The organism is Nocardia sp. NRRL S-836 (genome assembly GCF_001279525.1).
Lineage (GTDB): Bacteria > Actinomycetota > Actinomycetes > Mycobacteriales > Pseudonocardiaceae > Lentzea.
The window spans coordinates 183,953-207,673 of sequence record NZ_LGDY01000125.1 but is presented as its reverse complement, the minus strand read 5'-3'; the positions used below and the strand labels follow the sequence as shown (position 1 = coordinate 207,673).

The following is a 23,721-nucleotide window of genomic DNA, read 5'->3' as shown; positions in this document are numbered from 1 at the left end:
ATGAACACGAAAGCGAACAAGGTGGCCAGGGATTACTACGGCATCCTCGGTGTTGCGCAGAGCGCGACACAGGATGAGATCAAGCGCGCCTATCGCAAGCTCGCCAGGCAGCTGCACCCGGACGTCAATCCCAACGAGGAGGCCCGCTTCAAGGAGGTCACGGCCGCCTACGAGGTGTTGTCGAACCCCGAGAAGCGCCGCGTCGTCGACCTCGGCGGCGACCCGCTCGACTCCGGTGGTGGCCGCGGTGGCGGCGACCCGTTCGCGGGCTTCGGCCTCGGCGACATCATGGACGCGTTCTTCGGCGCCTCCACCGGTGGTGGCCGCGGACCGCGCAGCCGCGTGCAGCCGGGCTCCGACGCGCTGATCCGCCTCGACATGACGCTGGAGGAGTGCGCCGCCGGCGTCACCCGCGAGCTGACCGTCGACACCGCGATCCTCTGCGACCGCTGCCACGGCGCCGGCACCGCGGGCGACTCCAAGCCGATCCGCTGCGACACCTGCAACGGCCGCGGCGAGGTCCAGTCCGTGCAGCGCTCGTTCCTCGGCCAGGTCGTCACGTCCCGCCCCTGCCCGGTCTGCCGCGGCTTCGGCGAGGTCATCCCCGACCCGTGCCAGCAGTGCGCCGGTGACGGCCGCACCCGCTCGCGCCGCACCATCTCGGTCAACATCCCCGCCGGTGTCGCCGAGGGCATGCGCGTGCGCCTCGCGGGCCAGGGCGAGGTCGGCCCCGGCGGCGGCCCGGCCGGCGACCTCTACGTCGAGGTCGAGGAACACCCGCACGACATCTTCGAACGCGACGGCGCCGACCTGCACTGCGTCGTGCAGATCCCGATGACGACCGCCGCACTGGGCGCCACGCTGCCGTTCAAGACGCTCGACGGCGAGGAGGAGCTGCAGATCGACCCCGGCACCCAGCCGAACACCCAGCTCGTGCTCACCGGCCGCGGCATGCCGAAGCTGCGCTCCACCGGCCGCGTCGACGGCCGCGGCGACCTGCACGTGCACCTCGACGTCGTGGTGCCCACCAAGCTCGACGCGGCCCAGGCCACGCTGCTGCGCGACCTGGCCGACCTGCGCGGCGAGAGCGAACCCTCGTTGTCGCACAACGGCAAGGGCGGCGGAGGCCTGTTCTCCCGCCTCCGCTCCTCGCGCGGCAACCGGTGACCCTGCCGGTCTTCCTCGTCCTCGCGCTGCCCTCGGGTGAGTCGTTCGTCCTGGACGGCCCCGAGGGCCGGCACGCGGCCACCGTGAAACGCCTGCGCGTGGACGAGGAGCTCGTGCTGTCCGACGGCTCCGGCACCCAGGTCCGGTGCGTGGTCGTGGCCGTGGAACGCGACGCGCTGTCCCTGCGCGTCGCCGAACGCTGGACCGAACCCGAGCCGTCCCCCCGCGTCGTCCTCGCCCAAGCCCTCGTGAAGGGCGACCGCGGCGAGCTCGCCGTCGAGCTCGCCACCGAAGCCGGCGTCGACGAAGTGGTGCCGTGGCGTGCCGCGCGGTGCGTGGCCAAGTGGGAAGACGGCCCCCGCGGCGACAAAGCGCTGGGACGCTGGCGCTCCACCGTCCGCGAAGCAGCCAAACAAGCCCGCCGCGCACGCGTGCCGTCCGTCGACCACCCCGTCACCACCGCGCAACTGGCGCAGCGCGTGTCGTCCGCGGCACTGACGCTCGTGTTGCACGAAAGCGCCGCAGAACGCCTGTCCGACGTACCACTGCCCGAAACCGGAGACGTGCTGCTCGTCGTCGGTCCAGAAGGCGGAATCTCACCCGACGAGCTCGACGCGTTGCGATCTTCGGGTGCACGCGTGGTCCGATTGGGCCCAACCGTCCTGCGTGCATCTACCGCCGGTGCGGTTGCTCTCGGTGCCATCGGGGTACTCACCGCGCGGTGGTGACCCCGATCACTCGAAAGAGGAACACCGGATGGATTGGCTCGAAGAGAGCTGTAGCGAATCGCAGGATCCGGGGTTACCCTAGTCCGCAGAGGGGACGATTGGTCTATCCGGAAACGGAGTAGACGATTAGGCCCTTCTGCCCACAGACTCGCCGGACACCTCCCCCCTCGGTCCGGCGTCGGCGCCTCGCGGCGAAGCGACCCCCAGGCTTCGGACCGCGAGGCGCCTCCACCTCGCCTCTGGCTTGTGCTGCTTCGGCGCCTTTGGCGCCTCGCCAGCGGTCGCGAGGTGGCTGTTTTTTGGGGGCCGAGCCCCCAAACCCCAGCCGGGCGGCTAGCGCCCCCGGACCCCCGGCCGGCTCGCCTTCGGCGTCGCGGCCCATCAGACCCGGCTCGCCTTCGGCGTCGCGGCCCATCCACCCCGCCTGGCTCGCCTTCGGCGTCGCGGCCCATCCACCCCGCCGGGCTCGCCTTTGGCATCGCGGCCAATGCCTGGGGGATTGACCGGCTCGCCTTCGGCGTCGCGGTCCAATCAACCTGCCTGGCTCGGCTTGGCGTCGGGGCGCATCGGCCCGGGCTGTCTGCGGCCAATGTCGCGGGTCATTTTGTGAGTCGTCTTTGAGGTGGCCGGGAATGAGTGGGTAGCGTTTGGGGGTGCAGCGGATTGCTTACGGTGAGCACGAGAGTCAGTTCGGCGAGTTGTTTGTTCCTGAAAGGGCTGCGGAGGGTGGCGTTGTCGTCATCCACGGTGGTTTTTGGCAGCAGCGGTACGGGCTGGAACTCGGGCGGCCGTTGGCTCGCGAACTGGTGTGGGCCGGGTTTGCTGTGTGGAACGTCGAATATCGTCGCCTTGGGGGTGGCGGTGGGTGGCCGGCCACCGGGCAGGACGTGCTGGCCGCGATCGAGGCCGTGGACATCGGGCCGGTTGTGACGCTGGGGCACAGTGCGGGCGGGCATCTCGCCGTGTGGGCGGCCAAGCACAGCGAGCGTGTGGTCGGGGCGGTCGCGCAGGCCGCGGTGCTCGACTTCACCAAGCACATCACCGCGCGAGCGCTGGAGCTGTGCACCGAGGAGCAGTTCGCGCAAGCGTCGCCGGCGGCGCTGGTGCCGATCGGCAAACCGGTGATCTGCGTGCACGGCGACCAGGACGAGGACGTGCCGGTCGAGCAGAGCGTCGGGTTCTGCGCCGCCGAACCGCAGGCGGAGCTCGTCGTGGTCGAGGGCACCGGGCACATGGACGTGATCACACCGGGAACGGCCGCCTGGCAGCGGTGCGAGGAGGCGGTCGTCCGGCTTGCGCGCGGCTGCTAGAAAGGGCCGGTGCCGAAGGTTGTCGACCACGAGCAACGCCGCCGCGAACTGGCCGAGGCCGTGTGGCGCATCGTGCGACGCGACGGGATCGACCACGCGTCCGTGCGGGCCGTAGCGGCCGAGTCCGGGTGGTCCAGCGGCTCGCTGCGCCACTACTTCCCGACGCAGGACGCGTTGCTGGGCTTCGCGATGGAGCTCGCCTACCGGCGGTTCCTCGCGCGGTTCGAGCAGATCGACAGCACCCTGGGCAACCGCGAGCTGGTGCGGGCGATCGCGCACGAGGTGCTCGCACTCGACGACGATCGGCGGGTCGAGGCGGCGGTGCTGCTGGCGTTCCTGCCGCGCGCCATGGTGGAACCGTCGCTGCACGAGCTGGAGCGCTACGGCACACGCCGGCTCTACGACGAGGTCGCACGGGTGTTCGCCGCCGCGCACGAGGCCGGCGAGCTGCGTGCCGGGGTCGTGCCGCTGAAGGCGGCCCGGCGGTTCATCGCACTGGTCGACGGCCTCAACATCCACCACCAGCTCGGACCGGACGAGCTCACCGCCGACGACCTGACCGAGGCGGTCGACCACCACCTGGACACCGTTTTCGCCTAGCGTGTGGGCGCATGGCCTGTCTGTTCTGCAGCATCGTCGAAGGCGAGATCCCGGCGACCGTCGTGCACGAGACCGCGACGACGCTGGCGTTCCGCGACATCCACCCCAAGGCACCGGTGCACGTGCTGCTCATCCCGCGCGAACACGTGCCGCACGCCGTGGCGCTCGACCGCGACCAGCTCGGCGACCTCTTCGCCGCCGCGAAGGAGGTCGCCGACGCCGAGGGCGTGGCCGAGAGCGGCTACCGGCTGCAGTTCAACACCGGACCCGACGGCGGCCAGGAGGTGTTCCACGCCCACCTGCACCTGCTCGGCGGCAAACGGCTCTAACCCAGCGCCTGCAGCAGCGGAGCGTGGTAGCGGGCGCGGTCACCGGGCAGCCGGTCCGCGCCCATGACCATCCAGGTGCACTCGCCCCACGACTCCAGCCCGTGCGCCCGCACGAACGCGACGACCTCGGGGTCGTGCACGTCGACGCGCACGCCGCGCGACCCGGCAGCGCAGTCCGCGATCAGGTCGCAGGCGTCGCGCGGCGTGCCGGCGAGGACCGGGCCGATCAGCAGCCGCTCCGGCCCGGCCTGCCACGAACCCGCCACGCCGTGCGCCGAGATCCGGACCGTCCCCCTGGCGAGCAGCCACTCCCACAGGAACGGCCGCGTGATGCCCGTGACCTCGATGTCCAGCGCGACGAGCTCGTCGAGGTCGGCACGCGTCGCGATGCGCGACGTGTTCGGCATCGGTGCGGTCAGCTCACCGGCGTGGATGTCGGTGAAGCCGACGGCGTGGAAGCCGAGCTGCTCGTACAGCGGACGGCCCATCGCCGTCGCGAACAACGTCGACACACCGCCGTCCAGCACGTGCGACACCAGCCGCCGGGCCAGGCCCTGACGCTCACGGCGTTGCGCGACGAGCACCATGCTGACCGAGGCCACCTCCGGATACCGCGTCACGACCGTCGTGCCGACCAGGCCCCCGGAGTCGAAAAGCCCCCAGCCCTCGCCGTGGGTGAGCAGGAACCCCCACTTGCCCTCCTCACGCGGCCACGACCGGCTCTCGGCCAGGTCGGAGCACGCCGTGAGGTCGTCCAGCGTCAACCGGCGCAGCTCCACCGGCTCTCCCTCAGTTCCCACCGGTTCCCCCAACGCAAGTCACCCCAGCGCGTGCGACGCGGGCGCGAAGTAGCGCGACCGGTCACCCGGCACGTCGTCGGCACCGCGCACCATCAACGTGCAGCCACCGCCACCCTCCTCGAAGCCCCGCCCCCGCAGGAACGCCGCCACCTCCGGGTCGCCGGTGTCCACGCGGACGCGCCCCGCACCGGCGGCCAGGTCCGCGACCAGCGCGCACGCCACCGCCGCCGAGGGCGCGATCAGCGGCCCCACCGTCACCCCGCCGGGGTTCGGGCGGGAGGCGACCACCCCGGAGTCCGACATCAGCACCCGGTAGGGCGAGGCCGGGTCGAGCAGCCGCTCCCACAACGCGGGCCGCGCGAACCCGCTCACCTCGTGGTCGAGCGCCGCGAGCACCGCCAGGTCGGCCGGCGTGGCCGGTCGCGTCACCCCGGCGGCGGCACCGGCGAACTCGCCGTGCAGCTCGGTCGTCCCCCCGACCGGGTGAAAGCCGAGCCGGGTGTAGATCGGCTCGCCCATGGCCGTCGCGAACAGCACGCTGCTCAGCCCCGGCGGAGTGACGTCCAGTACGTGGGTCATCAGCCCGGTGCCGACACCCCTGCGCGCGGCCCACGACCCCACCAGCACACCGCTGATCGCCTGCATCCGCGGATAAGGCGTGGTCAACGCCGTGCCGAGCAGCCCGGTCGCGTCGAACGCGCCCCACCCCGGACCCAGCGCGAGCATCATCTCCCACTGCTCCGGCGGCCACGCCCAACCCCGGTCCGTGATGAGCTTCATGCAGTCGGGTACGTCGGCAACGGTCAACCTGCGGATCTCCACGGTCAATGAGCACACACGGTGAGCAATCCGGTAGCCACTCATTTTCGGCCGGACTAGCATCGTGGCCATCAGATCCGAGCGACAGGAAGCAGGCCGGGGCCACGTGGCCGAAGAGACACAGCAGAGCAACAAGGAAGGTCAGTCCCGGTTCGCCGTGCCCGACGGCGCGGTGCTCAGCCTGCTGGGGTCGCGCGACGAGAACCTCCGGCTCGCCGAGGAACTGCTCGACGCCGACGTCCACGTGCGCGGGAACGAGATCACCCTCTCCGGCGCCCCCGCCGACGTCGCTTTCGCGGAACGCGTGTTCACCGAGCTCGTCACCCTCGCCAGCCGCGGCCAGGCCGTCGACACCAACACCGTCCGCCGCACCGTCGCGATGCTGAGCGCCAACGCCGACGAGTCGCCCGCCGAGGTGCTGAGCCTGGACATCATCAGCCGCCGCGGCCGCACGATCCGGCCGAAGACGCTGAACCAGAAGCACTACGTCGACGCCATCGACAAGAACACCGTGGTGTTCGGCATCGGCCCCGCGGGCACCGGCAAGACCTACCTCGCCATGGCCAAGGCCGTGCAGGCCCTGCAGGCCAAGCAGGTCAACCGGATCATCCTCACCCGCCCCGCGGTCGAGGCCGGCGAGCGCCTGGGCTACCTGCCCGGCACGCTCTACGAGAAGATCGACCCGTACCTGCGCCCGCTCTACGACGCGCTGCACGACATGGTCGACCCCGAGTCGATCCCGCGCCTCACCCAGGCGGGCACGATCGAGGTCGCACCCCTGGCCTACATGCGTGGCCGTGCCCAGCCGATCTTCACGCCGGTGCTCACCCCGGACGGCTACCGCCCGATCGGCTCGCTCCAGGTCGGCGACCTGGTCATCGGGTCGAACGGCGAGCCGACGCCGGTGCTGGGCGTGTACCCGCAGGGCGAGAAGGACGTGTACCGGGTCACGGCCCAGGACGGCTCCTCGACCCTCGCGTGCGGCGAGCACCTGTGGACCGTGCGCACGGCTTCCGACCGTCGGCGCAACAAGCCGTGGCGCGTGCTCCAGACGCAGGAGATGATCGGCAACCTCCGCGCCGCGCACGCCCGCCGCTACGAGCTGCCGGTGCTCAGCGCCCCGGTGTGCCTGCCGGAGCGCGAAGTGCCGATGGACGCGTACGCGCTCGGCCTGCTGATCGGTGACGGGTGCCTCACGGGCTCGACGACGCCCTCGTTCTCGACCGCCGACCCCGCTCTCGTCACCGCGCTGCAGCGGGCACTCGCCCCGCAGGTCGCGGTGACGAGGAAGAACCGGATCGACTACACGCTGAACCGGGTCAGGACGCCTGGCGACGTGATCACGATCGCGAACCCGGTGACCGCGGTGATGCGCGAGCTGGGGCTCAGCGGAACGCGCTCGCACACCAAGTTCGTACCTGAGCTCTACCTCCACAACAGCGCCGACGTGCGGCTGGCGTTGCTCCAAGGTCTGCTCGACTCCGACGGCGGACCGGTCACCCAGACCGGTCGGACATGCCGCATCCAGTACACGACGACGTCGGAGCGGCTGCGGGACGACGTGGTCGGCCTGGTGCGTTCGCTTGGTGGTGTCGCCTACTGGCGGTGCCGTCCCGCGGCGGGTCGCAAGCCGGGCATGGCCAACGGCCGGGAGGTCGGCTACCGCCACGACGCCTACGTCCTCGACATCAGGCTGCCCGAGGGTGTCGAGCCGTTCCGCCTCGAGCGCAAGCGCGAGAAGTACCACGCCGCCGGTGGCGGTGGCCGTCCGATGCGGTTCATCGACAGCATCGAGCCGGCGGGCCGCACGGAGACCGTGTGCATCCAGGTCGCGGCCCAGGACTCCCTGTACGTGACCGAGGACTACCTCCTCACGCACAACACGCTCAACGACGCGTTCATCATCCTCGACGAGGCGCAGAACACGACGCCCGAGCAGATGAAGATGTTCCTCACCCGCCTGGGCTTCGGTTCGAAGGTCGTCGTGACCGGTGACATCACCCAGGTCGACCTCCCCGGCGGCCAGCGCAGCGGGCTCAGGGTCGTCAAGGAGATCCTCGACGGCGTCGACGACGTGCACTTCTCGGTGCTGACCAGCCAGGACGTGGTGCGTCACCGCCTGGTCGGCGACATCGTCGACGCGTACGAGAAGTGGCAGGTCGAGCAGGACGTGCTGGACCAGGACGGGCGGCACCAGGGACCCGGTGCGCGGCGGGGGAACCAGCGGCGGGGACGATAGGCGCCGTGAGCATCGAGATCGCCAACGAGTCGGGCGTCGCGGTCGACGAGGGTTCCATCGTCTCCGCCGCCCGCTTCGCGCTGGACCGCATGGGCGTGAGCCCGCTGGCCGAACTGTCCGTGCTGCTCGTGGAGCTGGACGTCATGGCCGACCTGCACGAGCGCTGGATGGACCTGCCCGGTCCCACGGACGTCATGGCCTTCCCCATGGACGAGCTGGACTCGGCCCGCCGGCCGGATGCGGCAGGGCTCGGCCCGGCGTTGCTCGGGGACATCGTGCTGTGCCCGGCGTTCGCGAAGGACCAGGCCAAGAAGGCGGGTCACGGCCTGCTGGACGAGCTGCACCTGCTGACCGTGCACGGTGTGCTGCACCTGCTCGGCTACGACCACGCCGAGCCCGCGGAGGAGCGTGAGATGTTCACGTTGCAGAACCGCATCCTCGCGGACTTCCGCAACGCGCGGGACGAGGCGGAACGGGCGGCGCACCAGCGCAGTGCCGACGACAAGGTGCTCGGCGCCGTCGGTCTCGACGAGCAGAAGCCGCCGCAGCACCCCGAAGAAGACTGATCGCGGTCAAGAGAGACTGAGAATGAGCGAGAGCCCTGCCAGTCTCCTGCCGCTGGCCGTCGTCCTCGTGCTCGCCGCGGGCCTGTTCGCGTGTGCTGACGCCGCGCTGGGCACCGTGTCGCGGGCGCGGGTGGAAGCGCTGCAACGGCAGGGGCGCTGGGGTACCGGACAGCTGTTGCAGGTCCTCAACGACCGGCCGCGGCACGTCAACCTGTTGCTGTTGCTGCGGCTGTTCTGCGAGTTGTCCGCGACGGTGCTCGTCACGGCCGTGTTCCTGCAGTACGTGGAACGTGAGTGGCTGGCGGCGCTGTACTCGTGCCTGAGCATGCTCGTCGTGTCGTACGTGCTCGTCGGTGTGGGGCCGCGCACGATCGGCCGTCAGCACCCGTACGGGGTGAGCCTGCTCGCCGCGGGCACGGTCCGTCAGCTCGGGCGGGTGCTCGGGCCGTTGTCGAAGCTGCTGATCGTCATCGGTAACGCGATCACGCCCGGCAAGGGCTTCCGCGAGGGGCCGTTCTCCTCCGAGGTGGAGCTGCGCGAGCTGGTGGACATGGCGCAGGAACGCGGCGTCGTGGACGAGGGCGAGCGGGAGATGATCCACTCGGTGTTCGAGCTGGGTGACACGATCGCCCGCGAGATCATGGTGCCGCGCACCGAGATCGTGTGGATCGAGCAGGCGAAGTCGTTGCGGCAGGCGCTGGCGTTGTCGTTGCGCACCGGCTACACGCGTGTGCCGGTGATCGGCGAGAGCGTGGACGACATCCTCGGTGTGGTGAACCTCAAGGACCTGATGCGGGCGACGCTCGCGGAGGACGAGGACCCCAAGCACGTCGCGGAGCTGATGCGGCCGGTGAGCTTCATCCCGGACACCAAGCCGATCGCGGACCTGCTGCGCGAGATGCAGCTGTCGCGGCGGCACATGGCGATCGTGGTGGACGAGTACGGCGGCACGGCCGGTCTGCTGACGATCGAGGACATCCTGGAGGAGATCGTCGGGGAGATCACCGACGAGTCCGACACCGACGACCGGCCGCCGGTCGAGCACCTGGCCGACGGCGCGGTGCGGGTCAGCGCGCGGCTGCCGGTCGACGACCTCGACGCGTTGTTCGGCACCGAGCTGGACGACCACGAGGTGGAGACCGTCGGCGGTCTGCTCGCGCAGCGGCTGGGCCGGGTGCCGCTGCCCGGTACGGAGGCCGAGATCGCGGGCCTGCGGATGCGGGCGGAGGGCGGCAAGGACGAACGCGGGCGCATCCGGGTCACCACGGTGCTCGTGCGGCCCGTGCAGAAGGAGGCGGAAGAAGATGACTGACCCCGGTTTCGAAGGCCTGGGCGCCGAGGACGCCAAGCTGGTCACGCTCGCGCGGTCGGTGCGTGCGCGCAACGGTGCCGCGGAGGGTGCGGCGGTGCGGGACCTCGACGGCCGCACGTACAACGCGTCCACGGTGGCGTTGCCCTCGTTGAAGCTGACCGCGCTGCAGGCCGCCGTGGCCGCGGCGGTGTCGAGCGGTGCGGAGGGGCTGGAGGCGGCGGCCGTGGTGAGCGGTGCGTCCGCGGTGGACGCGGAGTCGCTGGCGGCGGTGCGGGACCTGACGGCGTCCGGTCCGGTGTTCCTGGCCGACGCCGCGGGGGAGCTGCGCGAGCGGCTCTGAGCGCTGGCGGCGGCCCCGCGAACGGCCGTGGCGGGCTAGAGGGACAATGGTCTGATGGATGGTTACCGCTCCGGGTTCGCGTGCTTCGTCGGCCGCCCGAACGCAGGGAAGTCGACGCTGACGAACGCGCTGGTGGGCACGAAGGTCGCCATCACGTCGAGCAAGCCGCAGACCACCCGGCACACGATCCGCGGCATCGTGCACCGCGAGGACGGCCAGCTGGTGCTGGTGGACACGCCGGGGCTGCACCGGCCGCGCACGTTGCTGGGGCAGCGCCTGAACGACCTGGTGCGCGAGACGTGGTCGGAGGTCGACGTGGTCGGCTTCTGCGTGCCGGCCGACCAGAAGGTGGGTCCCGGTGACAAGTTCATCGCCGCCGAGCTGGAGAAGGTCGCGAAGCGCACGCCGGTGGTCGGCATCGTCACCAAGACGGACCTGGTCTCGCAGCAGCAGGTGATGGAGCAGCTGCTGGCGTTGCAGAAGGTCATGGAGTTCGCCGAGATCATCCCGGTGTCGGCGGTCGACGGCTTCCAGGTGGACAAGCTGAGCGACCTGCTGCTGCAGAAGCTGCCGGAGGGTCCGCAGCTGTTCCCGGACGGCGACCTGACCGACGAGCCGGAGCAGACGCTGGTCGCCGAGCTGATCCGCGAGGCGGCGCTGGAGGGTGTGCGCGACGAGCTGCCGCACTCCATCGCCGTCGTGGTGGAGGAGATGCAGCCGCGTGAGGGCCGCGACGACCTGATCGACATTCACGCTTTCGTGTTCGTGGAGCGGCCGTCGCAGAAGGCGATCATCCTGGGGCACCGGGGTGAGCGGCTCAAGCAGGTCGGCACGACCGCGCGCAAGCAGATCGAGGGGCTGCTGGGCAGCCGCGTGTACCTGAACCTGCACATCAAGATCGCCAAGGACTGGCAGCGCGATCCGAAACAGTTGCGCCGCCTGGGGTTCTGATGGCGAACCTGTACCGCGACACCGGGATCGTGCTGCGCGTGCAGAAACTCGGTGAAGCGGACCGGATCATCACCTTCCTCACCCAGCGCCACGGCAAGCTGCGCGCCGTGGCGAAGGGTGTGCGGCGCACGACGTCGAAGTTCGGTGCGCGGCTGGAGCCGTTCTGCCACGTCGACGCGCAGTTCCACCCCGGCCGCTCGCTCGACATCGTCACGCAGGTGCAGACGCTCGACGCGTTCGGCGTGGGCATCGTGGACGACTACCAGCGCTACACGGCCGCGTGTGCGGTGCTGGAGACCGCTGACCGGCTCACGGCCGAAGAGGGCGAACCGGCCGTGCGGCTGTATCTGCTCGTGGCGGGTGCGCTGCGCGCGTTGGCGGCGGCCGAGCGTGATCCGTCGTTGGTCCTGGACGCGTTCTTGATGCGTGCGATGTCGTTCGCCGGGTGGGCGCCCGCGGTCGACGAGTGCGCGAAGTGCGGTGATCCCGGTCCGCACCGGGCGTTCAGCGTGCAGGCCGGTGGGTCGGTGTGCCCGAACTGCCGTCCGCCGGGGTCCGCGTCGCCGTCGGGTGACACGTTGTCGTTGCTGTCGGCGCTGCTGCACGGGCAGTGGGACGTGGTCGACAAGATCCCGCACGTGGCCCGCAGGGACGCGAGTGGCCTGGTGGCGGCGCACCTGCAGTGGCACCTCGAACGGCAGCTGCGCTCACTGCCCCTGGTCGAGCGGAAGGCCCGGCCGGACGACGGCTAATGTGGCGCCTACCGACAACCATTTTCGCTCGAAAGGATGCCTGGTTCCATGCTGCGTCGACGTCGTGCCGAGGCTGAGAAGCGCGTGCCGCGCCCGCCGGAGCCGCACCCGTCCGGCGCCGTGGCTCCGGCGATCCCCGCGGAGTTCGTGCCCAAGCACATCGCGATCGTGATGGACGGCAACGGCCGCTGGGCCAACCAGCGCGGGCTGTCGCGGGTCGAGGGGCACAAGCGCGGCGAGCAGGTCGTGGTCGAGGTCGCCAAGGGTGCGATCGAGATGGGTGTGAAGTGGCTGTCGTTGTACGCCTTCTCCACGGAGAACTGGCGCCGCAGCCCCGAAGAGGTCCGGTTCCTGATGGGCTTCTCGCGTGACGTGATCCGCCACCGCACCGACGAGCTCGACGAGCTGGGGGTGCGGGTGCGCTGGGCGGGGCGGCGGCCGCGGTTGTGGCGCAGCGTCATCAAGGAGCTGGAGGTCGCGGAGGAGCGCACCCGCGGCAACGACCGGCTCAACCTCGCGATGTGCATCAACTACGGCGGGCGGGCCGAGATCGGTGACGCCGCCCGCGAGATCGCGCGGCTGGTCGCCGCCGGGCAGCTCAACCCGGACAAGGTCGACGAGAAGACCGTCGCGCGGTACCTGTACCAGCCCGAGATGCCGGACGTGGACCTGTTCATCCGGCCGTCCGGAGAGCAGCGGACGTCGAACTTCATGCTGTGGCAGTCCGCGTACGCCGAGCTGGTGTTCCAGGACATCCTCTGGCCCGACTTCGACCGCCGCGACCTGTGGCGTGCCTGTGAGAAGTTCGCCGAGCGCGACCGGCGCTTCGGTGGTGCGATCGACAAGCCCGATGCGGAGGTCTCGTGAACGCGACAGGTGACGCCCTGGAGGCCGCGCGCAAGGCGTTGGAGCTGTTCCACGACGTGGCGGTGGACGACGACGGCGCGCTGAGCTTCCGCCACGGCGACGTGCCGTGCGCGGTGCAGGGCATGGAGCTGGCCGAAGGGCTGACCGTGCTCTCGCTGACCTGCGTCGTGGCGTGGGACCTGGTCGGCGATGTCGCCTTGTGGGTGGCCGAACGCGCTGGTCAGGGCCTCTTCGGCACGCTCGGTGTGATCGCCTCGGACCGCGGCACGGACGTGATGCTGCGCTACGCGTTCCCGGCCGACGGGCTGGAGCCCGAACCGCTGAGCACGCTGCTGATGCTCGTCGTCTCGACCGCGTCGCAGGTGCGCGGCGAGCTCCTCTCCCGCTTTTCCTAGAAAGGACCCCCCGATGGGTGGCGTGATCATTTACGAGCCGGAAGAGGACTCCGAGGTCAACGAGTTCCCGTGGACGGTGACGTTCGAGCCGTCGGGCGGGGACGAGTGGGACTCGTTCATCTGCGGGCCGTACGAGCGCGACCACGCGGTGGCGCTGGCCGAGGCCGTGGCGCTGGACGACACCGAGGGCGGCGTGCTGGCCGTCGTGGCGCCCATGCTGCCGGCCCTGAGCGCCGCCGACGTCACCGCGACGATCGAGGACCTGCGCGAGGCCGCCGCCGAGGAGGAAGAGGCCGAGGACGACACCGTCAACGGCACTCCCGTCGACTTCGACGACGACGACCTCGAAGAAGAGGCCGAGTTCGCCGAGCCGCCCTCGCGCGAGGAGATCCGCGCCGGGATGGAGCGCACCTACCGCAGGTTGCTGGAAGCGGAATGACGATCACCGGCGAGATCCGCTCGTCGAAGCGGCGCTCCGGCCCGCCTCGGCTGAAGATCACGTCGTTGGAGGTGCTGTGCGGGGTGCTGATCCTCGCACTGCTCTTCCAGTCCCGGCTCGTGGACCTCCTCGACGTGCCGAAGCTGCGCACCGCGTCGACCGTGTTCGTCGCGATCTGCGTTCAGGCCATGCCGTTCCTGGTGCTGGGCGTGCTGATCTCCGGCGCGATCGCCGCGTTCGTGCCGGCCTCGGCACTGCGGCGGCTGCTGCCGTCCCGCACCGCGCTGGCCGTGCCGATCGCCGGTGTCGCCGGGGTGGCGCTGCCGGGCTGCGAGTGCGCGTCGGTGCCGGTGGCGCGGCGGCTGATGCAGCAGGGCGTGGCCCCCGCGGTGGCGCTGACGTTCCTGCTCGCGGCACCCGCGGTGAACCCGATCGTGCTGGTGGCGACGGCGGTGGCGTTCACCGACACCCCGATGATGGTCGTCGCCCGGTTCACCGGGTCGCTGCTGACCGCGGTGGTCATGGGCTGGCTGTGGGTCCGCTTCGGCAAGGCCGAGTGGATCGCGGAACGGGCGCTGGCCCGCCTGACCGACCACTCGGGCACCAACCGGTGGGCCGTGTTCGCCGAGAGCGCGCGCCACGACCTGGTCGACGCCGGTGGGTTCCTCGTGCTGGGTGGCCTGTTCGCGGCGGCGTTCAAGACGTTCGTGCCGGTGGCGTGGATGGAGACCATCAGCGGGCAGATCGTCCTGGGCGTGTTGGTCATGGCATTCCTGGCCGTGGTCATGGCGCTGTGCTCCGAGGCCGACGCCTTCGTGGCCGTCGCGTTCTCCGCCCTGCCGCTGCTGCCGCGCCTGGTGTTCCTGGTCGTCGGCCCGGCCGTCGACGTGAAGCTGATCGCGCTGCAGGCGGGCGCGTTCGGCAGGTCCTTCGCCTTCCGGTTCGCACCGGCCACGTTCGTGGTGGCGATCCTCTGCGCGGTCGTGACCGGGGTGGTGCTGCTGTGAGGCGGGAAACCCAGAACATCCTGCTGGTCCTGCTCGGCGGTGCGCTGCTGAAGATCAGCTTCTCGGGCCTGTACCTGCGCTACGTGAAGCCGGGCCTGCTGCCCCTGCTGATCGCGGGCGGGGCCGTCATGATCGGCCTGGCGCTGTTCGCGATCATCACCGACATCCGCCGCGGCAAGCCGGCCACCGAGGCCGACGCTGCCGACGAGCACGCCGAGCACGGCGGTCACGCCGATCACGGTGCTGAGCACTCGCACTCGTCGCGCTCGACGTGGCTGTTGCTGCTGCCGGTGCTCGCGGTGTTCCTGATCTCGCCACCCGCGCTGGGCGGCGACGTCGTGGGCTCCGCGGCCGACACCAACCAGACCCAGCGCGCCCGCAACCTGCTCGGCGAGCTGCCCTCCGGTGAGGTCATCCCGCTGTCGATGACCGAGTTCGTCACCCGCACCGCCTGGGACGAGTCCGGCACGCTGGACAACCGCCGGGTCAGGCTGACCGGCTTCCTGACCCGCGCCGAGGGCACCACGTACGTGGCCAGGATCGCCATCTCGTGCTGCGCCGCCGACGCCCGCCCGCTGAAGGTCAGGCTGCTCGGCGACGTGCCGGCGCTGCCGGACGAGCAGTGGGTCGAGGTGACCGGCCAGGTGGTGCCGAAGTCGGCGTCGGAGCAGACGTCGTGGGTGCCGAGCTTCACCGTGGAGTCGGTCAACCCGGTGGCCGAACCGACCGAGCCCTACGAGTCCTGACCCCGTCGTTCGAGTGTGCACGCGGGGGACCTTTCGCACCCCGCATCGGTGCGAAAGCTCCCCGCGTGCGCTGGGCCGGTGGGCTACTTGAGGCCCTTCGCGGTGCACTCCGAGCACGTGCCGAAGATCTCGACGGTGTGCGAGACCTCGGAGAAGCCGTTCTCCGCCGCCACCCGGTCCGCCCACTTCTCCACGGCGGGGCCCTCGACCTCGACGGTGCGGCCGCAGTGGCGGCAGACGAGGTGATGGTGGTGGTGCGCGGAGCAGCGGCGGTAGATGGCCTCGCCGGTGTCGGTGCGCAGCACGTCGACCTGGCCGGCGTCCGCGAGTGACTGCAGGGTGCGGTAGACGGTGGTCAGGCCGATGCCCTCGCCGCGGCGGCGGAGCTCCTCGTGCAGTTCCTGGGCGCTGCGGAAGTCGTCGAGCTGGTCGAGCAGGTTCGAGACGGCCGTGCGCTGCTTGGTGGACCTGAGTCCGGTCACAACTTCTCCTCGACGTGCGTCACGGCGTCCACCACGATGTGCGCCAGGTGTTCGTCCACGAGCCGGTAGACGACCTCGCGGCCATGCCGTTCACCGTGCACCACGCCCGCCGACTTGAGCACGCGCAGGTGCTGGCTGATGAGCGGCTGTGCGACGCCCAGGGCCTCGACGAGCTCGTGGACGCAGCGGTCGTGCTCCTGGAGCTGGAGCACGATGGCGATGCGCACCGGGGCGGCGAGCGCCCGCAGCAGGTCGCCGGCCGCGGCCAGGGTCTGCGTGGAGCGTGGCGGCAGGGGCGCGGGGGCCGCGCGTTCGGGGGAGTGCTCGCCGTGCAGCTGGACGGTCATGGCGGCACACCTCACCTGGTAGGGATTTTCAGAACCAATTCTAGTGCGATGACGGCGAGAACCAGCAGGACCACCACACGCAACGTGCGTTGAGCTGGGGAAAGCACCTTCCAGGTGGCCGCCAGCAGGGCTACGGCGCCGAGGATCAGCACGCCCAGCAGCACCGCGCCGACGGTGCCACCGACGAAGACGCCGGTGATGAACAGGCCGAGCACGACGAGGAACGCCACCACCGGGCGCACCCGCGCGAGAGGGCCGTCGCCGGGCAGGAGAGGGCGCTTGGAGTTCACCGTGCCATCCTTGCACCGTGCTGCTCGTGTCCCGGTTCCGCGTGTCCGACCCGGCGTCGTTCACCGCGCGCGTCCGGCGTGCCCTCGAACTGCTGACGGCCCAGCCGGGGTGCCGCGCCGGCACGCTGGCCCGCTCCACCGACGAGGACGACCGCTGGGTGCTCACGGTCGAGTTCGAGTCCGTCGTGGCCTACCGGCGCGCGATGTCGCCGTTCCCGGTGCGCGAACACGTCATCCCGCTGCTGTCCGAGGCGCTGACCGACGAGCCCGCCATGTACGAGCCGACGCTGACCGGCACCGGCGGCGAGGTCGAGGAGCACACGAGCGTGCTGGCGCAGGACGCGTTCACGGTGCGGCTCGGCGAGGCGAGCGGGCCCGCCACCCCGCGGTCCTAAGGCTGCGGTCCTAGGCTTCGGCGGCGATGGCTTCCATCTCCTCGACCCACTCGTCGTGCGAGTCGTGGGGGAGCAGCTCCAGCGCCTTGCGCGCCGCCTGCGCGGCCTCGGCCGTGCGGCCCAGCGCGTGCAACGTCTTGGCCTTGCCGCTCTCCGCGTAGGCCTCCGGCGTCTTCTCGAACGCGTCCAGCGCCTCGTCGAAGCGGCCGTTCTCGAAGTAGTACCAGCCCAGGTTGTTGTGCAGCGGGCCGAGCCAGCGCGCGAGCTCCGGGTTCGCGCCGACCAGCTCCAGGCCCTGCTTCGTCCACGTCTCGGGGTCGTCGACCAGCGACGCCATGTGCGCGGCGTCCACGGCCAGCGACAGGTCACCGCGGGTCTTGGCGAGGATGAACGCCGCCACGAACAGCGGTTGCGCCGCCGCCGGGTCGCCGGCCGAACGGTGCAGCCGGCCGCGTTCGAGCAGCACCCGCACCCGGCCCGTGGAGTCGGGCGCGATCAGCGTCTCCGCCTCGTCGATCAGCGTGTGACCTGCGGTGAAGTCCTCCCGCAGGCCCTCGACGCGGGCGAGCTGGGTCAGCACCTCGGCCCGCTCGTCGTCGCTCTCGACGTTCTCCAGGAACGCGCGGAACCGCGCCTCGGTGCCGTCCAGGTCGGCGAAGTCCCACAGCTCTCGCAGCCGGTCTTCCATTCGTGCAGGGTAAGGCTCCGGTCGCCCGTTCGGGGTGCGACGTGACGGGCTAGGCTGTGGCCCCCGATTCTCATTCCCCCGATGGAGTCCGAAGTTGGCCGCCGATCGCATCGAGACCGTTGTCAGCCTCTGCAAGCGCAGGGGGTTCGTCTACCCGTGCGGCGAGATCTACGGCGGTACCCGTTCTGCGTGGGACTACGGTCCCCTGGGCGTCGAGCTCAAGGACAACATCAAGCGCCAGTGGTGGAACTTCATGGTCCGCGGCCGCGAGGACGTCGTCGGCCTGGACTCGTCGGTGATCCTGCCGCGTGACGTGTGGGTCGCCTCCGGTCACGTCGAGGCGTTCGTCGACCCGCTGATCGAGTGCGAGTCGTGCCACAAGCGGTTCCGCGCGGACACGCTGTCCGAGGAGTACGCCGAGCGCACCGGCAAGGCCGTCGCCGAGGGCGACGTGTCCGACGTGCCGTGCCCCAACTGCGGCGTGCGCGGCAAGTACACCGAGCCGAAGATGTTCAACGGCCTGCTCAAGACGCACCTCGGTCCGGTCGAGACCGAGGAGGGCCTGCACTACCTGCGCCCGGAGACCGCGCAGGGCATCTTCACCAACTTCCTGAACGTGCAGACGACCTCGCGCAAGAAGCCGCCGTTCGGCATCGGCCAGATCGGCAAGTCGTTCCGCAACGAGATCACGCCGGGCAACTTCATCTTCCGCACCCGCGAGTTCGAGCAGATGGAGATGGAGTTCTTCGTCGAGCCGGGCACGGACGAGGAATGGCACCAGTACTGGATCGACGAGCGCACCCGCTGGTACACGGACCTGGGGGTGTCGAAGGAGAACCTGCGCCACTACGAGCACCCGCGGGAGAAGCTGTCGCACTACTCGAAGCGGACCGTCGACATCGAGTACCGCTTCCAGTTCGGCGGCCAGGAGTGGGGCGAGCTGGAGGGCATCGCCAACCGCACCGACTTCGACCTCACCACGCACTCGAACGCCTCCGGCGTCGACCTGTCGTACTTCGACCAGGCCACGAACTCGCGCTACAAGCCGTTCGTCATCGAGCCCGCGGCCGGTGTCGGCCGGCCGATGATGGCGTTCCTGCTGGAGGCCTACACCGAGGACGAGGCCCCCAACGCCAAGGGCGGTGTCGACAAGCGCGTCGTGCTGAAGCTCGACCGCAGGCTCGCGCCGGTGAAGGTCGCCGTGCTGCCGTTGTCGCGCAACGCCGACCTCTCGCCGAAGGCCCGTGACCTGGCCACGGCCCTGCGCCGCAACTGGAACGTCGACTTCGACGACGCGGGCGCCATCGGCCGCCGCTACCGCCGCCAGGACGAGATCGGCACGCCGTTCTGCGTGACGGTCGACTTCGACACGCTGACCGACCTCGCCGTCACGGTGCGGGAGCGGGACACGATGTCGCAGGAGCGGGTGGCGATGGACCAGCTGGAGTCGTACCTGGCCGCACGCCTGGTCGGCTGCTGAGTCCGACGCGGTGTCGCGAAGCGGGCCGGGCGTCTTGCCCGGCCCGCTTCCGCGTGTCCGGGGCGTGCGCTGTCGGGTTTGTGCCGCTCTGAGGGGACGTGTCGGCCGGGCAAGGCAACACAACGGCGGCCGTGGGCGTGTAGTGGGCATGACGGGGGAGCGGGCGCACGGCCCCGCGCAGGTCGTGGCGGGGATCGGGCTCGTCGCGTGGGTCGTGGCGTTCGCGGTGACGACCGACGTGGGCAACCCGCCGGTGCTGGTCGCGGCGGCGGTGAGCGCGGGGCTGGTGTGCCTGTGCCCGGTGGCCGCGGGGGTGCTGACGGCGCGGGTGGTGGACGCGGTGTCGGCGCGGCGGTGGCGGCCGGTGTTCGTGGTGCTGGAGGGGACCTCGCTCGCGGTGTTCTCCCCGTTCTACTGGTCGGTGTTCGGCGTCGAGCAGGCCGGCCCGCCCGGTCGCCTGGCGGTGGGGGTCGTGGTGGTGCTGGCGGTGCCGGTCGTCGGCGCGCTGTGGCTGACGATGCGGGCGAGCCAGGCCGTGCACAACGTCGTCCTCGACGCGAATGGGCCGCTGGTGCCGGGAACGGGCGCGGGTGCCCCGGCGCGGCGGATCTGGGTGCTGGGGACCGTGCTCGTCACGGCGGGGACCGCGTTGTCGGTCGCGGTGGTGGCGGTGGCGCTGACGGCGGAGCGCTACCAGGAGGTGTACCTGGTCGCCGGGCTGCTGGGGACGCTCCCACCGGTGCTGCTCGGGGTGGTGCTCACGCGGGTGCAGGACGTCCGTTCGGCCCGGCGCGCGAACGTCGGTGCGTTCCTCGCGGTCACCGGCACGGGCGGGATCGGCGTGGTCACGTCCGGGTTCGGGGCGGGGGTGACCGGGGTGCTGATGGCGGCGGTGCTGTTCGGCGGGACCGTGCTCGTCGTGATCGCGTACGTGGTGGTGCGCGAGTACACCGGCGCGTGGGAACGGCCGCGGCAGGGACGGGCGCCGCAGGGACGGGCGCGGCAGGGACGGGTGCTGAGCCTGCTCAGCCGTTGACGCCGAGCTTCGCGAGCAGGGCGGTGGAGACGGCGTCGACGGCCTGCCGCGCGGTGCTCCACGACCCGGTCGGGCTGGTGGTGAGGACGGCGACGGCGTAGCGGTCGTCCAGCACGCCCGTGCTGTGCAGGTAGACGTCGTCGGGCAGGTAGTACATCCAGCCCTGCTTGGCGTAGGCGCCGGTGACACCGAGCAGGCCGAACGCCTGGTCGAAGCCGTCGGCCGCGGTGGCCGGGGCCGCGGACAGCGCCTCGACGACCGCATCGCGCACGGGCGAGCCCAGGATGAACCGGTAGAGCCGCACCATGTCGTTCGCGGTGACGACGACCTCGCCCCACTGCGTCGGGTCGGCCGGGGCGTGCGTGCCGGTGAGGCCGGCCTCGGCGGCGACGCGGCCGATGGCGGCCATGCCGTCGAACCTGGTCCAGAGCTCGTCCATCGCCTCGTCGTCGCTGACGCTCAGCGCGCGATATATCAGTTCGCGGTCCTCATCGGACAACGGCTGCTGCAACGCATCGACCGCCAGCACGAGCTTCGACAGCGACGCCGAGTAGAACGGCCGGTCACCCTGCTGCCCGATGAGCTGACCGGACTCCAGGTCCAGCACCGCGACGCCGACGTCGGACGCTCCACCCGCGGCCACCGCAGCCGATATATCAGTGGCTGATATATCGGATATCGCCGACGGGCTCAGAGGTGATCGGTCCGGTCCGGTGGGCGAGATGTCGCCGCCGGCCGCGGCTTCGGGGCTCGGGTCCACCTCGTCGGGACCGCGGAACACCGCTGTGTCCGATGCCGGTCCGCTGTGGGCGAAGCAGGGGGCGGCGTCCGGAACCACGTAGACGGCCGCCGTGACGAGGAGGATCAGCAGCCGGCGCACACCTCCAAGATCTGCCTCACAGCAGCCGGGTGTCGAGCTTTTCCTCCTGTGCGGTTGCTGAAGAATCATCCCTGGTCACGACGTACGCGCCGCTCCCGCGGCGTTCCGAGACGGCCTCGACGAGCTCGGTGCCGCGGTAGAGCAGCCCCACCCCGTCGTCGGTGCAGTAGGTCGTCGGCAGCACGCCCGCCGCCACCGCCTCGTGGATCTTCGGGCGGCGCTGCTCCTCGGAGTCGTAGTGCACGCCGTTGCCGTAGGGCAGCAGGCCGAGGCCGTTGGTGACGATGCGCAGGTCCGGGCCGAACGAGTCAGTCGCACCGCCGAGGTGCCAGCACAGCGAGCCCGCCGAGACACCGCTGAGCACGACACCGGCCTCCCACGCCCTGCGGAAGATCGGGCCGAGGCCGTGCACCTCCCACACCGCGAGCAGGTTCGCCACCGACCCGCCGCCCACCCACACGACGTCCTGGGACAGCACGAACGACTCCAGGTCGTCGGTCGGCGGCATGGTGAACAGGTTCAGCATCGACACGTCGACGCCCGCGACGCCGCCGGCCTCGGCGACGTTGGCGTTCATCGCCCGCTGGTCACCCCCCGCCGTCCCGACGTGGCAGAACCGCGGCCTGCGGCCCTGCACCCCGGACAGCTCCAGGGCGAAGTGGATCAGCTTGTTGAACTCGAGGGTGGTCCGGCGGCCGGAGCGCCAGCCGCCGGACGTCGCGAGGATCGTGGGCTGCTCAGCAGGCATGACGTGCATCCTCGCAGGGGCGTCAACGCGAGACTCGCGCGGTCTGGAAGCATGCGGGGTGTGCGGACGACCTCCCTGAGACCACTCGCCAGGATTCGCCGGATCGTGTTGCGCCTCGTCTTCGGTGCGGTCGTCATCGGTCTGCTGGTCGTGGGTGGCACGGCGGTGCGCGTGTGGCAGGTCGCGCGGGTCGACGACTGGACGAAGGCCGACATGGCGATCGTCCTGGGTGCTGCGCAGTACAACGGCGTGCCCTCCGACGTGCTCGAAGCCCGGCTGGAGCACGCCCTGGGCCTCTACCAGGAGGGAGTCGTCGGCTACATCGCCACGACCGGTGGGCGGCAGCCCGGCGACAACTTCACCGAGGGCCAGGTCGGCAAGCTGTGGCTGGTCAAGCGCGGCGTTCCGGAGGACCGCGTGCTGCAGGTCGGCGAGGGCGCGGACACGCTCGGCTCGCTGCGCGCCGTCGCGTCGGTGGCCAAGGAACGCGACCTGAAGACCGCCGTGATCGTCAGCGACCCGTGGCACTCGCTGCGCGCCCGCACCATGGCCGTGGACGCCGGTCTGCGCGCGTGGACGTCGCCGACCCGCGTCGGCCCGAACGTGCAGACGCGCGGGACGCAGTGGTTCTACATCAAGCGCGAGACCGGAGCGTTGCTGTACTACCGGTTGATGAAGGCCCACGCCGGCGTGTTCGACGAGCTCAAGCTCCCTAAAATCGGCTGATGGGATACACCGGCCACGACGCGGAACGCCTGCTCCCCGAGGGACCCAAGAGCGCCGCGTTGCCGGGTGCCCGCACGGAGACCCGCACGCCGTTCGCCCGTGACCGCGCCCGCGTGCTGCACTCCGCCGCGTTGCGCAGGCTCGCCGGCAAGACCCAGGTCGTCGGCCCCGGTGAGGGGTCCGAGGTCACCGGTGTGCCGCGCACCCGCCTCACGCACTCGCTGGAGGTCGCGCAGATCGGCCGCGGCATCGGCGCGGAGCTCGGCTGCGACCCGGACATCGTCGACACGGCCGGTCTCGCGCACGACATCGGCCATCCGCCGTTCGGCCACAACGGCGAGAGGGCGCTCAACGAGCTCGCGGGTCCGTGCGGTGGCTTCGAGGGCAACGCGCAGACGTTCCGCATCCTCGCCCGCCTCGAACCCAAGTCGCGGCACGGCCTGAACCTCACCCGCGCGGTGCTCGACGCGGCGACGAAGTACCCGTGGCCGCGCACGCCCGGCATGGTGAAGTTCGGCGTGTACGAGGACGACATCGAGGTGTTCGAGTGGATGCGCGCCGGGGCACCGCACCGGGAGAGGTGCATCGAGGCGCAGGTGATGGACTGGGCCGACGACGTGGCGTACTCGGTGCACGACGTCGAGGACGGCGTGCTGGCCCACCGCATCAGCCTCGCCGCGCTGGCCCGTCCCGACGAACGCACCGCGATCGCCTCGCTGGCCGCGAAGACGTTCTCCGACGAGTCCGTCGCGACGCTGGAGGCCACCGCCGAGCAGCTGCTCGAACTGCCGGTGATCGCCTACTTCACCGAGAACGAGTACGACGGCTCGCTCGGCGCGCAGGTGGCGTTGAAGAACCTCACCAGCGAGCTCGTCGGCCGGTTCGCGAGCGCCGCCGTCACCGCGACCCGCGATGTGCACGGCGACGGCCCGCTCACGAGGTACCGCGCCGCGCTGGAGGTCCCCAGCCAGGTCGCCGCCGAGGTCGCGCTGCTCAAGGCGATGGCCGTGCGCTACGTCATGAGCGACCCGGCCCGCCTGGCCATGCAGGCCGTGCAACGCGACCTGATCACCGAGCTCGTCACCCGGCTGCTGGACCGCCCGGCGCTGCTCGACCCCGCGTTCCGCCCGGTGTTCGCCGACGCGCCCTCCGACGCGGCCCGGCTGCGCGTGGTCATCGACCAGGTCGCGCTGCTGACCGACGCGCAGGCCGTGGCCTGGCACCGCGCATCGGCGTAGCTTCGAGGGCATGGGGGACGGGTAACCGCCGGAATCACGCCACG

General features: G+C 70.9%; 29 protein-coding genes. 21 read left to right on the top strand and 8 right to left on the bottom strand.

Translation table 11 applies throughout. The annotated features are described in order from the left end of the window. The first annotated feature begins 21 nt into the window (after positions 1-21). The 5 genes from dnaJ to ADL03_RS34560 all read left to right on the top strand — a co-directional run bounded on the left by dnaJ (position 22) and on the right by ADL03_RS34560 (position 4,134). Positions 22-1,167 (top strand): molecular chaperone DnaJ, encoded by a 1,146-nt coding sequence (gene dnaJ, locus ADL03_RS34580; protein ID WP_053737869.1) that lies wholly within the window; start codon positions 22-24, stop codon positions 1,165-1,167. Further along, a complete protein-coding gene (locus tag ADL03_RS34575) occupies positions 1,164-1,895 on the top strand; it encodes a 16S rRNA (uracil(1498)-N(3))-methyltransferase (protein WP_053737798.1) in 732 nt (243 codons plus the stop codon). Before dnaJ ends, ADL03_RS34575 begins: the two co-directional genes overlap by 4 nt. 653 nt (positions 1,896-2,548) lie before the next feature. Beyond that, on the top strand, positions 2,549-3,205 hold the full coding sequence (locus ADL03_RS50915) for an alpha/beta hydrolase (RefSeq protein WP_053737797.1): 657 nt from the start codon (positions 2,549-2,551) through the stop codon (positions 3,203-3,205). 9 nt (positions 3,206-3,214) lie between these two features. Then, positions 3,215-3,805: a TetR/AcrR family transcriptional regulator gene (locus ADL03_RS34565; protein WP_053737796.1), complete on the top strand. Its 591-nt coding sequence runs from the start codon at positions 3,215-3,217 to the stop codon at positions 3,803-3,805. Between the two features lie 11 nt (positions 3,806-3,816). Further along, the gene (locus ADL03_RS34560) at positions 3,817-4,134 is read left to right on the top strand and encodes a histidine triad nucleotide-binding protein (RefSeq protein ID WP_053737795.1); all 318 of its coding nucleotides are present in this window, start codon (positions 3,817-3,819) and stop codon (positions 4,132-4,134) included. On the opposite strand, the gene ADL03_RS34555 is transcribed toward ADL03_RS34560, so the two are convergent. Continuing rightward, entirely contained in the window at positions 4,131-4,934 is an 804-nt protein-coding gene (locus ADL03_RS34555; protein ID WP_063798804.1) for a GNAT family N-acetyltransferase, read from the bottom strand. The two genes, ADL03_RS34560 and ADL03_RS34555, sit on opposite strands and share 4 nt — an antisense overlap. An 18-nt stretch (positions 4,935-4,952) precedes the next feature. After that, positions 4,953-5,714 (bottom strand): GNAT family N-acetyltransferase, encoded by a 762-nt coding sequence (locus ADL03_RS34550; protein WP_157529569.1) that lies wholly within the window; start codon positions 5,712-5,714, stop codon positions 4,953-4,955. 145 nt (positions 5,715-5,859) lie between these two features. On the opposite strand from ADL03_RS34550, the gene ADL03_RS34545 reads away from it, so the two are divergent. The 11 genes from ADL03_RS34545 to ADL03_RS34495 are packed head-to-tail and all read left to right on the top strand — an operon-like array spanning position 5,860 to position 15,367. Then, the gene (locus ADL03_RS34545) at positions 5,860-7,992 is read left to right on the top strand and encodes a PhoH family protein (RefSeq protein WP_053737792.1); all 2,133 of its coding nucleotides are present in this window, start codon (positions 5,860-5,862) and stop codon (positions 7,990-7,992) included. A gap of 5 nt (positions 7,993-7,997) precedes the next feature. Continuing rightward, positions 7,998-8,558: an rRNA maturation RNase YbeY gene (ybeY, locus tag ADL03_RS34540; RefSeq protein WP_053737791.1), complete on the top strand. Its 561-nt coding sequence runs from the start codon at positions 7,998-8,000 to the stop codon at positions 8,556-8,558. 22 nt (positions 8,559-8,580) lie between these two features. Then, the gene (locus ADL03_RS34535) at positions 8,581-9,870 is read left to right on the top strand and encodes a hemolysin family protein (protein WP_053737790.1); all 1,290 of its coding nucleotides are present in this window, start codon (positions 8,581-8,583) and stop codon (positions 9,868-9,870) included. Further along, the gene (locus ADL03_RS34530) at positions 9,863-10,210 is read left to right on the top strand and encodes a hypothetical protein (protein WP_053737789.1); all 348 of its coding nucleotides are present in this window, start codon (positions 9,863-9,865) and stop codon (positions 10,208-10,210) included. Before ADL03_RS34535 ends, ADL03_RS34530 begins: the two co-directional genes overlap by 8 nt. Before the next feature lie 54 nt (positions 10,211-10,264). After that, positions 10,265-11,161 (top strand): GTPase Era, encoded by an 897-nt coding sequence (era, locus tag ADL03_RS34525; RefSeq protein WP_053737788.1) that lies wholly within the window; start codon positions 10,265-10,267, stop codon positions 11,159-11,161. Then, on the top strand, positions 11,161-11,913 hold the full coding sequence (recO, locus tag ADL03_RS34520) for a DNA repair protein RecO (protein ID WP_053737787.1): 753 nt from the start codon (positions 11,161-11,163) through the stop codon (positions 11,911-11,913). The genes era and recO overlap by 1 nt, the downstream gene beginning before the upstream one ends. A 48-nt stretch (positions 11,914-11,961) precedes the next feature. Next, a complete protein-coding gene (locus ADL03_RS34515; protein WP_053737786.1) occupies positions 11,962-12,780 on the top strand; it encodes an isoprenyl transferase in 819 nt (272 codons plus the stop codon). After that, positions 12,777-13,175, top strand: a complete 399-nt coding sequence (locus ADL03_RS34510; RefSeq protein ID WP_053737785.1) for a YbjN domain-containing protein — start codon at positions 12,777-12,779, stop codon at positions 13,173-13,175. The genes ADL03_RS34515 and ADL03_RS34510 overlap by 4 nt, the downstream gene beginning before the upstream one ends. A 13-nt stretch (positions 13,176-13,188) precedes the next feature. Continuing rightward, positions 13,189-13,614 carry a hypothetical protein gene (locus ADL03_RS48955; protein WP_063798802.1) on the top strand — a complete coding sequence of 142 codons (426 nt, stop codon included), beginning with the start codon at positions 13,189-13,191 and terminating at the stop codon, positions 13,612-13,614. Beyond that, on the top strand, positions 13,611-14,621 hold the full coding sequence (locus ADL03_RS34500) for a permease (RefSeq protein ID WP_053737784.1): 1,011 nt from the start codon (positions 13,611-13,613) through the stop codon (positions 14,619-14,621). The genes ADL03_RS48955 and ADL03_RS34500 overlap by 4 nt, the downstream gene beginning before the upstream one ends. Then, positions 14,618-15,367 (top strand): TIGR03943 family protein, encoded by a 750-nt coding sequence (locus ADL03_RS34495; protein ID WP_053737783.1) that lies wholly within the window; start codon positions 14,618-14,620, stop codon positions 15,365-15,367. The genes ADL03_RS34500 and ADL03_RS34495 overlap by 4 nt, the downstream gene beginning before the upstream one ends. A gap of 83 nt (positions 15,368-15,450) precedes the next feature. Here the strand turns inward: ADL03_RS34495 and ADL03_RS34490 are convergent, their stop codons facing one another. From ADL03_RS34490 to ADL03_RS34480, 3 genes are read right to left on the bottom strand one after another with little or no spacing between them, the layout of a single operon-like run. After that, positions 15,451-15,849 carry a Fur family transcriptional regulator gene (locus tag ADL03_RS34490; protein WP_053737782.1) on the bottom strand — a complete coding sequence of 133 codons (399 nt, stop codon included), beginning with the start codon at positions 15,847-15,849 and terminating at the stop codon, positions 15,451-15,453. Continuing rightward, positions 15,846-16,196, bottom strand: coding sequence for a helix-turn-helix transcriptional regulator (locus ADL03_RS34485; protein WP_053737781.1), 351 nt, complete (start codon positions 16,194-16,196; stop codon positions 15,846-15,848). The genes ADL03_RS34490 and ADL03_RS34485 overlap by 4 nt, the downstream gene beginning before the upstream one ends. Before the next feature lie 11 nt (positions 16,197-16,207). Next, a complete protein-coding gene (locus ADL03_RS34480) occupies positions 16,208-16,486 on the bottom strand; it encodes a hypothetical protein (protein WP_197288897.1) in 279 nt (92 codons plus the stop codon). Positions 16,487-16,503: 17 nt separating this feature from the next. On the opposite strand from ADL03_RS34480, the gene ADL03_RS34475 reads away from it, so the two are divergent. After that, positions 16,504-16,881 (top strand): antibiotic biosynthesis monooxygenase, encoded by a 378-nt coding sequence (locus ADL03_RS34475; protein ID WP_053737780.1) that lies wholly within the window; start codon positions 16,504-16,506, stop codon positions 16,879-16,881. Between the two features lie 10 nt (positions 16,882-16,891). On the opposite strand, the gene ADL03_RS34470 is transcribed toward ADL03_RS34475, so the two are convergent. Then, the gene (locus ADL03_RS34470) at positions 16,892-17,569 is read right to left on the bottom strand and encodes a tetratricopeptide repeat protein (RefSeq protein WP_053737779.1); all 678 of its coding nucleotides are present in this window, start codon (positions 17,567-17,569) and stop codon (positions 16,892-16,894) included. A 94-nt stretch (positions 17,570-17,663) separates the two neighbouring features. On the opposite strand from ADL03_RS34470, the gene ADL03_RS34465 reads away from it, so the two are divergent. Beyond that, the gene (locus tag ADL03_RS34465) at positions 17,664-19,049 is read left to right on the top strand and encodes a glycine--tRNA ligase (protein WP_053737778.1); all 1,386 of its coding nucleotides are present in this window, start codon (positions 17,664-17,666) and stop codon (positions 19,047-19,049) included. Between the two features lie 148 nt (positions 19,050-19,197). Then, a complete protein-coding gene (locus ADL03_RS34460; RefSeq protein WP_053737777.1) occupies positions 19,198-20,085 on the top strand; it encodes a hypothetical protein in 888 nt (295 codons plus the stop codon). On the opposite strand, the gene ADL03_RS34455 is transcribed toward ADL03_RS34460, so the two are convergent. Both ADL03_RS34455 and ADL03_RS34450 read right to left on the bottom strand, forming a co-directional pair. Continuing rightward, positions 20,075-20,965 (bottom strand): serine hydrolase, encoded by an 891-nt coding sequence (locus ADL03_RS34455; protein WP_197288896.1) that lies wholly within the window; start codon positions 20,963-20,965, stop codon positions 20,075-20,077. The two genes, ADL03_RS34460 and ADL03_RS34455, sit on opposite strands and share 11 nt — an antisense overlap. 16 nt (positions 20,966-20,981) lie before the next feature. Further along, the gene (locus tag ADL03_RS34450) at positions 20,982-21,713 is read right to left on the bottom strand and encodes a peptidase E (protein WP_053737867.1); all 732 of its coding nucleotides are present in this window, start codon (positions 21,711-21,713) and stop codon (positions 20,982-20,984) included. A gap of 51 nt (positions 21,714-21,764) precedes the next feature. Here ADL03_RS34450 and ADL03_RS34445 point away from each other — a divergent pair, with 51 nt between their 5' ends. Together ADL03_RS34445 and ADL03_RS34440 are read left to right on the top strand one after the other, a co-directional pair. Next, complete coding sequence (locus tag ADL03_RS34445) at positions 21,765-22,439, top strand: YdcF family protein (protein ID WP_053737775.1); 675 nt, start codon at positions 21,765-21,767, stop codon at positions 22,437-22,439. Further along, positions 22,439-23,677, top strand: coding sequence for a deoxyguanosinetriphosphate triphosphohydrolase (locus tag ADL03_RS34440; protein ID WP_053737774.1), 1,239 nt, complete (start codon positions 22,439-22,441; stop codon positions 23,675-23,677). The genes ADL03_RS34445 and ADL03_RS34440 overlap by 1 nt, the downstream gene beginning before the upstream one ends. Positions 23,678-23,721 lie beyond the last annotated feature (44 nt).